This window comes from Nocardia sp. NPDC004415, assembly GCF_053602435.1.
Genome location: NZ_JBSGDP010000105.1, coordinates 1 through 10,128, shown reverse-complemented (window position 1 = coordinate 10,128; position 10,128 = coordinate 1). Strand labels below are relative to the sequence as shown.

Sequence of the window (10,128 nt, the reverse complement as noted above, 5' to 3'; positions counted from 1 at the left end):
CTCTTCCCCTCCCCCACTATCTTCCTATATAAATAAATCATCGCCCGCCGCCTGTTGGTTCGCCCCACCCGATCACCTCGACCGCCCGCCCACAGCACCTGTGCGCGCCCGGTTCGCGCTGCGGCGCGGGCGACCTATCCGGATTCCGCACCGGGACGAATGCCTCCACGACAGCGTGCCCAGCGGACGAGGACGGTGCGAGCAGGTGGAGACCGACGGCGGCGGCGCATCGGGTGGGCGGGATCGGTCGCTGCCCGCCCGGGCACAGATGATGCGGGCGGTCTGCGGCGTCACCGGCGACGGTGATCCGGTGCTGTGCGCGGCACACGAACTGGCCGCGCTGCACGAACGCCGCGAACAGCTCGCCCCCGGCGACACCCGCGAGATCGACGGTGAGCGTGCGCGTCTGGTGTGCGAGATCGACCGCTGGGTGGTGATCCGCTCGCCCCGGCCCGCGCTCACCGCGCCCATGCACACCGAGAGCGTCGGTGCCGTGATCGACCGCATGGCGCACTTCGCCGCCCTCACCTACCGCGCCCTGGCATGCGGCGCCGAATCCGAACTGCGCGCCGCCCAGCAGCGCCTGCACGAACTCGCCTGCGGCTACGGCGATCTCATCGCCGAGGTCGCCACCGGCACCCGCCGCCTGCCCGACGGCGACCCGGAAAACGATGGCGCACAACCAAGCCGGGACCACCCGCACACCGAATAACAGGTGGTGCGCCGCCCGAGACCGGCCACGGAACCAGCGCACCAGCTCTCCCGCCGCGCTGGGGTGCACAACCCCACCCTCCCCCAGGTCCGGCGCGGCACCCGGTCCCCGCCTTCGGGCAGCGGGGACCGTCCGTACTCCGGAAACGATCGGCCCCGTACCGCGGTGGTACGGGGCCGATCTTTCGTCAGTACAGGCGCACCGCGACCAACTGCCAACCGCGCGAAGTGGTTTCGATCCGGCCCGCCAGCGCGAGGGTGCGCTTGCCCCGCTGATAGGTCGCGAACAGCTCGGTGGCGTCGGTCTCCGTCGGAGTCAGCCGCACGTTGATCGCGGTGGCCGAGCCGAGTGCGCGGCCCGGCGCGAGGTCGTTGCGCACGATCGTCTCGACCGAGGACAGGACCTTCGGGTCGACCACGGCGTTCAGCTGGGCCGGCGTACGGCGACGATCGACGACCTCGAGCAGCAGCCGTACCGCGTGGTCGGCGAAACGTTCGGCGCCGTCGGCGAATCCGGCGCGCGGGCGTCGGCCGGTCTCGCCCGCGGCGGATTCGGGATACCCCTTGCGGTGACATCCCCGCTGCACCGCGAGACGGATGCCCAGCGGCGCGCCCGCGCGGCGGCCGCGGTGATGGCGGGAAATCGGCTGTGTGGCACCGGTGTTCGCGGCCGGGCGGTGGCCGGACAGCTGCAGCAGCCCCGGTTCGCAGTGCGGCGCGGACGACAACGACAGTGGATCCGTAGACATGGCACGTCCCCTCGAGTCGGCCCACCCACTCCCCAGTAGTGGCGCACAGCATGCCACGGGGGTACGACAGGTGTCCGTGGAATCGGGGCAGGTCACCTCACGGTGTCCGGCTCAGAACAGGGTCATCGGTTCGGTGGGCGCGGGGGTGGGCCGGGCGGGGAGTTCGGGCAGCTCGGCGCGGACCTCGTCGTGGAAGCGGCGGGCCAGCTCGCGGGCGGAGGCGTTGTCGGGGGTGTGCACGAACACCGTCGGCGAGCGGCCCTCGCGCAGCCACGTCACCACCGTCTCGACCCACGGCCGCCAGCCCGCCACGGTCCGGTCGACATCGGCGCGGCCGTGGTAGCGCACGATCGGGTACTCGGTGAGCGCGCGCATCCGGCGCGGCACCCGCGGCTTCTTGGCCCGCGCCTCGAACTCCGACGGGTCACCCGCCGGTCCGTCGAACAGCACCGTCGTGTCGAAGGGCACCCACTCTGCCCCGATCCGGCCGAGCACCCGCTCGAGCTGCACCGCGGCGCGCTCGTCGGTGAAGAACGCGGGGTGGCGCACCTCGACCGCGCAGCGCAGCCCGGCGGGTAGTTCGCGCTGGAACCGGGCCAGCGCGCCCAGATCGGTCGGCCCGAAGGAGGCGGGCAGCTGGATCCACAGGGCGTGCACCCGCGAACCGAGCGGCGCCATCACGTCGAGGAAGGCGGCCAGCTCGGCACCGGCGTCGACGAGCCTGCGCTCGTGGGTGACCGCACGCGGCGGCTTGAGCACGAACCGGAAGTCCGGCGCGGTCTGGCCCGCCCAGGACTCGACGGTGGACGGCGAGGGTGTCGCGTAGAAGGTGGTGTTGCCCTCCACCGCCGCACAGTACCCCGAATACGCCCGCAACCGCTCCCCCGGCGCGGGCAGCCGCTCCTGCCACCGCGGATGGGTCCACATGGCACATCCCATCCGCAGCTCACGCACAGGCCGACGGTAGTACAGGCAACGTCCACGCCTAAAATGAGACCGGTTGCCACCATTTCGCCCCGTGCGCGTTCCCCGGTGCGCGCACGACGGAAAGGGCCTGTGATGGCGATTCTCACCAGTGAGCGGCTGCCCGCTGCCCGCGCCGCGCGCACCCGGTCCTGGCTGGGCGTTTCCGCCGCCATGGTCGCGATCGCCTGGGGCGGCAACGAGTTCACCCCGCTGCTGGTGATGTACAAGGCGCACGGCCTGCCGCTGACCGCGGTCGACCTGCTGCTGTTCTACTACGTCCTCGGTATCGTGCCCGCCCTACTCATCGGCGGACCGCTCTCGGACCGTTTCGGCCGCCGCCCGCTCATGCTCCCGGCCCCGCTCATCGCCGCGGCGGGCTCGCTGCTGCTGGCCGCCGGTGCCGCCTCGGTGCCGATGCTGGCGGCCGGGCGGATGCTGTGCGGTGTCGCGCTGGGACTGGCCATGGCTGTCGGCGGCAGCTGGCTCAAGGAACTCTCGCAATCGCCCTACGACACCGCGCCCGCAGGCACCGGCGCCCGCCGCTCGGCCATGAGCCTGACCGCGGGTTTCGCGCTCGGCGCGGGCGTGGCGGGCACCCTGGCCCAGTGGGGTCCGCTGCCCGATTCCACCGCCTACCTGGTGAACGCCGCGCTGTGCGTGGCGACCTCGCTCTGGCTGGCCCGCACCCCGGAAACGGTGACCCGGCCCGCGCACCCGGGCAGCTTGCGTGAGGACCTGAAGATCCCCGCCGCCGGGCACCGCCGGTTCCTGCGCGTCGCGGTACCGGTGGCCCTGTGGCTGTTCACCGCCAACGCCACCGCCTACGCGGTGCTCCCGACGCTGATGCTGCCGCGCGTGCAGCAGGCGCCGATCGCCTTCTCCGCCCTGGTCACCATGGTCACGCTGGGCTGCGGCTTCACCATCCAGTCCGTCGCCCGCCGCATCGACCGGCCGGGCACCGCCAGGGCCGCGGTGGTCGCGCTGATCCTGCTCACCGTGGGTATGGGCCTGGCCGCGTGGACGGCCGCGACCCTGAGCGTGTGGGTGACCCTGCTGACCGCGGTGGTCCTCGGCAGCGGCTACGGCATCGGCCTGGTGGCGGGCCTGCAGCAGATCGAGCGCATCGCGGGCCCCGGCGATCTGGCCGGGCTCAATGCCGTCTTCTACTCGGTGAGCTACCTGGGCTTCGGTGTGCCCGCGGTGCTGTCGGCGCTGCACGGCAGCTTCGGCTTCGGCTACCCGGTCATGTACGTGATCACCGCGCTGATCGCCGCGAGCTGCCTCGCCTTGGTCGCCGCCAACTACCGCGAGCGCTGACCGTGCGACCATGCAGGGCATGGACGAGGACCGGGTGGAGACGCTGCGGCGCTGGGCCGATTCCGGCGCGATCTGGCGGGTCCTGAGCCGCCGCGGCGACACCGTGACCATCGGTCTGTTCGAATGCACCGGCGGTCAGGAGGCCGACCGCTTCACCTCCGGCGACCCCGCCCTGCTGCGATTTCTCGGCGAACGCACCAGCAGCGAAGACTGATCCGCGCCGCGCGGCGAGCTACGCTGGTCGGGGCCGCGCAGCGAGCAGGAGGTGACACGGTGGACCGTCGGCAATTCGGGGTGGGACTCGTCGCCGCGCTCGCCGTAGCCGTCACCGCCTGCGACTCCATGAGCTCCGACGCCCCCGCGACCACCACCGAGCCCGAGCCCGACATCACCATCGTGCCCGCCGCCGACGCCACCGCCGTGGACCCGCTCGGGCCGGTCCGGGTGAGCACCAACGCGGGCACCCTCACCGAGGTCACCATGACCAACGAGGCGGGCCGCACGATCGAGGGCATCTTCACCCCCGACAAGAGCGCCTGGAAACCCGCCGAACCGCTGGGCTACGGCCACACCTACACGATCCGGGCCGAGGCGCTCACCGTCACCGGCCGGGTCGGGCCGATCACCTCCTCCTTCGCCACGCTGGCCCCGAACAACCAGACGAAGGTGTACTTCCGCACCACCGGCGGCGCCGCGCTGGCCCCGACCGGGGAGTACGGCGTGGGCACCGTGGTCGTCGCGCACTTCGACGAGGACGTCCCCGACCGCGCCGTCGCCGAGCAGATGCTCGCGGTCCGCACCGAACCCCCGGTCCCCGGCTCCTGGTACTGGCTCGACGACCGCAACGCCCACTGGCGCCCACAGAACTACTACACCCCGGGCACGAAGGTCACCCTGACGGCCGACATCTACGGCAAGGATCTCGGCGGCGGCCTCTACGGCCAGGAGGACACCGAGACCAGCTTCACCATCGGGCCCTCGCACGTCTCCCTCGTCGACGACAACGACAAGCAGGTCCGCGTCTACGAGAACGGCACCCTGATCAAGACCATGCCCACCTCGATGGGCCGCGGCGGCAGCGAGGAGATCGCGGGCAAGACCATCTCCTTCTGGACCCAGCCCGGCGTCTACACCGTCATGGACAAGGCCAACCCGGTGATCATGGACTCCTCCACCTACGGCCTGCCGGTCAACTCCCGGCTCGGCTACAAGGAGAGCATCGGCTGGGCCACCCGGATCAGCACCGACGGCATCTACCTGCACCAGCTCGACGACACCGTCTGGGCTCAGGGCAACACCAATGTCTCGCACGGCTGCCTGAATCTCAGCGGCGAGAACGCGCAGTGGTTCTACGAATTCTCCCGGCCCGGTGACGTGGTGGAGATCCGCAACACCGGCGGCGCACCGCTCGAGGTGTGGCAGAACGGCGACTGGAGTGTGCCGTGGGAGCAGTGGCAAGCGGGTAGTGCGCTGCGGTGACCCGCGACCACGGTCCGTCACCACGCCGGGACCCGTCCCGGTGCGGACCACGCCGGGTCGGTGAACCGGTCACCGGCGTCCCCCGTGCGCGCGGGCTCGCACCGCTGCGCCGCGCCTGCCTGATCCTGGTGCGGCTGTGCGCGGCGCTGCTCGCGCTGGCTGTGCTCACCGGTACCGGCATGGCCTGGTCGGCCAAGAACGAAGTCGAGTCCGGCTTCACCCATTCCACCGCTCTCGGCCAGGACGCGCCCCGCTCCCGGGGCGGCGCGGTGAACATCCTGCTGATCGGCCTGGACACCCGCAAAGACCTCGACGGCAACGACCTGTCCCCGGAAGTCCTCGCGGCCCTGCACGCCGGCGACGGCTCCCACGGCGGCTACAACGCCAATTCGCTGATCCTGCTGCACATTCCGGCCGACCGCGACCGAGTCGTCGCCTTCTCCATCCCACGCGACAACTACGTGCGCGTCACCGGCATCCCCGGCTATCAGCAGATCAAGATCAAAGAGGCGTACGGGCTGAAGAAGGCCGCGGTGCACGCGCGGCTGCTCGAGCAGGGCGAGACCGACCCGGTGGTGCTGGAACGGCGCGGCCGGGAGGCGGGCCGCGCCTCCGTGGTCGCGGCGGTACGTGACCTGGTCGGGGTGCCGATCGACCGGTTCGCCGAGATCTCACTGGCCGGTTTCTACGATCTGGCCACCGCGATCGGCGGCGTGGACGTGTGCCTCAACAACCCTGTCGACGACAGCGAGTACTCCGGCGCGGTGTTCCCCGCGGGCCCACAGCATCTCGACGGCGCCCAGGCGCTGGCCTTCGTGCGCCAGCGCCACGGCCTGTTCCACGGCGACCTCGACCGCACCCACCGCCAGCAGGCCTTTCTCACCGCGGTGGCGGCGAGACTCCGCGAGTCCGGCACGCTCACCGATCTGAGCAAGCTGTCGGCGCTGATGACGACGGCGCACCAGGACATCGTGCTCTCCGACGGCTGGAATCCGTTCGACTTCGCCCGCGAACTCGGCGCCGCCGGAGCACTTCCCGTCGAGTTCCGCACACTGCCGGTGCTGCGCTACGACGTGATCGACGGCCAGGACGTGAACATCATCGATCCCGCCGCGATCCGCCACGAGGTACGCACGGCCTTCGGCCTCGAATCCCCCGACCCCGCCCACTCGACCGACGAATCGGCCGAGGTCACGTCCGACTCCGCCGATACCGAAACGTCCGCGACGCCACTCCCCGACGCGGGTGCCCCCTCCACCGACACCGAATCGTCCGTCACACCACTCACCGACGCGGGCGCCCCGGTCACCACCGTCCCCGGCGACACCATCCCCTGCGTCGACTGAGGTCCGGCCACCGGAACCCCCGGTGGCCGAACCGTCTTCAGTCCTCGTCAGTCCTCCGGCGCGTCCGGATAGGCGTCCTGCCGGTATCCCCCGCGCAGCGTGCCGTCCACATAGGCCGCCTTGCAGGCCCGCCGCGCGATCTTGCCGCTCGACGTGCGCGGAATCGACCCCGCGGGCACCAGCAGCAGATCCCGCACCATCACCCCGTGCCTGCGCGCGATGGCCGCGCGCACCGCGTCCACGATCGGCCCCGGCTCGAGTTTCGCCGCGCCCGTGCCGCGTTCGGCCACCACCACCAGCGCCTCGGCCATCTCGTCGGTACTGCCGCCCGCGGCCTGCACCGGCGCGGGCAGTTCCCGCGTCTGCACCGAGAACGCCGCGACGAATCCCGGCCGCAGTGCCGTGCTGGCCTCCTGCGCGGAGTACTCGAGATCCTGCGGGTAGTGATTGCGCCCGTCGACGATCACCAGGTCCTTCACCCGGCCGGTGATGAACAGCTCACCGTCGTGGTAGGCGCCGAAATCACCGGTGCGCATCCACCGCGCGTCGTCGGGGGCGCCCTCGGCCCGGCTGCCGACCGGATTGCGCCTGGTCACCCGGTTGTGGAAGGTCTCGGCGGTCTCCTCCGCCCGGCCCCAGTACCCGATGCCCATATTGTCGCCGTGCAGCCAGATCTCGCCGACCTCGCCGTCGCGGCGCTCGTTGCCGGTCTCCGGGTCCACGATCACCGCCCACTGCGACCGCGCCACATACCCGCACGACACCTGAGCCACGGCCTGCGGCGCGTGCTCGTCGACCTCGATCATCCGGCCCGCGCCGAGCTGCGCGCGGTCCACGTAGACCACCCGCGCCTCGTCGTCGCGCCGGGTCGCCGAGACGAACAGGGTCGCCTCGGCCATCCCGTAGCAGGGCTTGATCACGGTCTTGGACAGCCCGTACGGCGCGAACGCCTCGTTGAACTTGCGCATCGAGGCCACCGACACCGGCTCGCTGCCGTTGATCAGCCCGATCACATTGGACAGATCCAGCGTCTCGCCGTCCTTGGGCAGTCCACGCACCGCCGCGTGCTCGAACGCGAAATTCGGTGCCGCCGAATAGATCTCGGCACCATCGGACTGCGCGGCCAGCTCCTTGATCCAGCGCGAGGGTCGCCGCACGAACGCGCTCGGCGACATGATGGTGATGAACTTGCCGCCGATCGTCGGCAGGATCACCGTGAGCAGGCCCATGTCGTGGAACAGCGGCAGCCAGGTGACCCCGCGCGCGTTCTCGGTGATGCCGATGGCGTCGATCATCTGCAGCAGATTGGTACCCACCGACCGGTGCGTGATCTCCACCCCGGCGGGCACCCGGGTGGAGCCCGAGGTGTACTGCAGATAGGCCACGCTGTCGATATTGATCTCGGGCCTGCGCCACCCCTGCCCGACGGTGTCCGGAATCGCCTCCACCGCGATGATCCTGGGCCGTTGCGCGGCGGGCAGTTCGCGGAAGAACTTGCGCACCCCCGCCGCCGCGCTGCCCACGGTGAGCACCGCGGCCGGATCGCAGTCACCGAGCACCGCGTGCAGCCGGTCGCTGTGGCCCTGTTCCTCCGGGTCGAACAGCGGCACCGCCACATTGCCCGCGTACACGGCCGCGAACAGCGCCACCACATAGTCCAACCCCTGCGGCGCCAGCACCGCCACCCGGTCACCGGGCGCGGTCACCTGCTGCAGCCGGGCCGCGACCGCCCGCAGCCGGACGCCGAATTCCCGCCAGGTCAGTTCCTGGTATTCCCCCTCGCGTTCGCGCGAATAGTCGATGAAGCGGTAGGCCAGATCGTCACCGTTGGCCTCGCTGTGCTTGTCGACGAAGTCGATCAAGGTCTGGTCACCCGGAATCCGGATATTGCCCTGCGCGTCCACATAGTCGTCGAATGTCTCGCCGATCATTCCCAATCCTTTTGTGGCAGTTGGTGTCAGTACCGTCCGAAGGCGATCGCCACGTTGTGCCCGCCGAATCCGAAGGAGTTGTTCACCGCGTAGTCGACCCGGCCGGGCCTGGCCTGCCCGCACACCACGTCGAGATCGATCTCGGGGTCCTGGTTCTCCAGGTTCAGCGTGGGCGGAATGACGCTGTCGCGCACGGTGAGTACGGTGAGTACCGCTTCGAGCGCGCCGACCGCGCCGATCGAGTGTCCCAGTGCCGATTTCGGCGCGTACACCGAGGCGTGCGCGCCGATCGCCTTGCCGATGGCATTGGCCTCGGCGGTGTCCCCGATGGGGGTGGCGGTGGCGTGGGCGTTGATGTGGGTGACGTCCTCGCGGCCGATCCCACCGGTCTGCAGCGCCCGCGTCATCGCCCTGGCCGCGCCGGTCCCCTCGGGATCGGGTGCGACGAGGTGGAATCCGTCGGAGGTGACCCCCGCGCCGAGCAGCCGCGCGTGGATGGTGGCGCCGCGTGCCTTGGCGTGTTCCTCGGTCTCGATCACCATCATCGCGCCCGCCTCGCCGAAGACGAAGCCGTCGCGGTCGCGATCGAAGGGCCGCGAGGCCGCCTTGGGGTCGTCGTTGCGGGTGCTCATGGCGCGCATCTGGGTGAACGCCGCGATCGGCACCGCCTGGATGGACCCCTCGACCCCGCCGGTGACCACCATGTCGGCGTCGCCCATCACGATCATCCGCCAGGCGTTGGCGATCGCCTCCGAGCCCGACGAGCAGGCCGACACCGGCGTGGAAACCCCTGCCCGCGCGCCCAATTCGAGTCCGACGCAGGCGGCGGGACCGTTGGGCATGATCGCCTGCACGGTGTGCGGGGAGACCTTGCGGTAGCCGCCGTTGCCGAGCTTGTCCCGGGCGTAGATCAGTGATTCGGCGCCGCCGAGTCCGGTGCCCACCGAGACGCCGAGCCGGTCGCGGTCCACCTCGGGACTGCCCGCGTTGCGCCACACCTCACGACCGAGGACCACGGCCATCTGCTCGACATAGGACAGCCTGCGCGCCTCTTCACGGGTCAGCGAGGCGGCGGGAGAAACCTTGAGGTGGCCGCCGATCCGGACCGGCAACTCGAAATCGTCGATGAAGGAATCCTCGAGGACGTCGATCCCGCTTTCGCCGTTGAGCAGACCCTTCCAGGTCGAGTCGACGTCGCCCGCGATCGACGTGGTCGCCGCCAGGCTCGTGACCACGATGTCCGTCATAGTTTTTCGCTCACTCTCTCTAGCTAATGCCACGACTGATCGGGTACCGCTGATGGAGCTGAACTGGTGGAGCGTATATGTACTCGGCGCGACGCGCCCAAATTCAGAAACATGCGCTGCCGCACCGTGTCGTTCGGAAGCGCTCTGTACTGGGTCTACGCTAGCGCAACTCATGCTTTTCACTTGCACGGAAGGTAACGAGCGTGGCCAGGAACCTCACCCAACTGGAACTTCTCATCGAGCTGGAAGGGGTGGCGGCCGACAATGTCGACCGTCATCTGTCCATGGCCAAGGACTGGAATCCGCACGACTACGTCCCGTGGGACGAGGGCCGCAATTTCGCCGCCATGGGCGGAAACGATTGGGAGCCGGGACAATCCCG

The 10,128-nt window shown here is 70.3% G+C and carries 10 protein-coding genes; 6 read left to right on the top strand and 4 right to left on the bottom strand.

All coding sequences use genetic code 11. The annotated features are described in order from the left end of the window. Positions 1–205 precede the first annotated feature (205 nt). A complete protein-coding gene (locus tag ACWEMY_RS28635) occupies positions 206–712 on the top strand; it encodes a DUF4254 domain-containing protein (RefSeq protein ID WP_452392522.1) in 507 nt (168 codons plus the stop codon). A 187-nt stretch (positions 713–899) separates the two neighbouring features. Here ACWEMY_RS28635 and ACWEMY_RS28630 read toward each other — a convergent pair whose 3' ends face one another. Together ACWEMY_RS28630 and ACWEMY_RS28625 are read right to left on the bottom strand one after the other, a co-directional pair. After that, the gene (locus tag ACWEMY_RS28630) at positions 900–1,460 is read right to left on the bottom strand and encodes an Rv3235 family protein (RefSeq protein ID WP_452392521.1); all 561 of its coding nucleotides are present in this window, start codon (positions 1,458–1,460) and stop codon (positions 900–902) included. Positions 1,461–1,571: 111 nt separating this feature from the next. After that, a complete protein-coding gene (locus tag ACWEMY_RS28625) occupies positions 1,572–2,414 on the bottom strand; it encodes a DUF72 domain-containing protein (protein WP_452392520.1) in 843 nt (280 codons plus the stop codon). Positions 2,415–2,519: 105 nt separating this feature from the next. Here ACWEMY_RS28625 and ACWEMY_RS28620 point away from each other — a divergent pair, with 105 nt between their 5' ends. The 4 genes from ACWEMY_RS28620 to ACWEMY_RS28605 all read left to right on the top strand — a co-directional run bounded on the left by ACWEMY_RS28620 (position 2,520) and on the right by ACWEMY_RS28605 (position 6,568). Continuing rightward, positions 2,520–3,743 carry an MFS transporter gene (locus tag ACWEMY_RS28620; protein ID WP_452392519.1) on the top strand — a complete coding sequence of 408 codons (1,224 nt, stop codon included), beginning with the start codon at positions 2,520–2,522 and terminating at the stop codon, positions 3,741–3,743. A gap of 19 nt (positions 3,744–3,762) precedes the next feature. Further along, a complete protein-coding gene (locus ACWEMY_RS28615; RefSeq protein ID WP_375937260.1) occupies positions 3,763–3,957 on the top strand; it encodes a hypothetical protein in 195 nt (64 codons plus the stop codon). A gap of 128 nt (positions 3,958–4,085) precedes the next feature. Then, positions 4,086–5,222 carry a L,D-transpeptidase gene (locus ACWEMY_RS28610; protein ID WP_452392524.1) on the top strand — a complete coding sequence of 379 codons (1,137 nt, stop codon included), beginning with the start codon at positions 4,086–4,088 and terminating at the stop codon, positions 5,220–5,222. Beyond that, the gene (locus tag ACWEMY_RS28605) at positions 5,219–6,568 is read left to right on the top strand and encodes an LCP family protein (protein ID WP_452392518.1); all 1,350 of its coding nucleotides are present in this window, start codon (positions 5,219–5,221) and stop codon (positions 6,566–6,568) included. The genes ACWEMY_RS28610 and ACWEMY_RS28605 overlap by 4 nt, the downstream gene beginning before the upstream one ends. A 47-nt stretch (positions 6,569–6,615) precedes the next feature. Here ACWEMY_RS28605 and fadD32 read toward each other — a convergent pair whose 3' ends face one another. Together fadD32 and ACWEMY_RS28595 are read right to left on the bottom strand one after the other, a co-directional pair. Further along, the gene (gene fadD32, locus ACWEMY_RS28600) at positions 6,616–8,499 is read right to left on the bottom strand and encodes a long-chain-fatty-acid--AMP ligase FadD32 (protein ID WP_452392517.1); all 1,884 of its coding nucleotides are present in this window, start codon (positions 8,497–8,499) and stop codon (positions 6,616–6,618) included. 26 nt (positions 8,500–8,525) lie between these two features. Beyond that, positions 8,526–9,779: a KasA/KasB family beta-ketoacyl-ACP synthase gene (locus ACWEMY_RS28595; RefSeq protein WP_375937271.1), complete on the bottom strand. Its 1,254-nt coding sequence runs from the start codon at positions 9,777–9,779 to the stop codon at positions 8,526–8,528. Positions 9,780–9,949: 170 nt separating this feature from the next. Between ACWEMY_RS28595 and ACWEMY_RS28590 the strand changes: the two genes are divergently transcribed. Further along, the coding region (locus ACWEMY_RS28590) for an acyl-ACP desaturase (RefSeq protein ID WP_452392523.1) at positions 9,950–10,128 on the top strand (179 nt) is incomplete at its 3' end.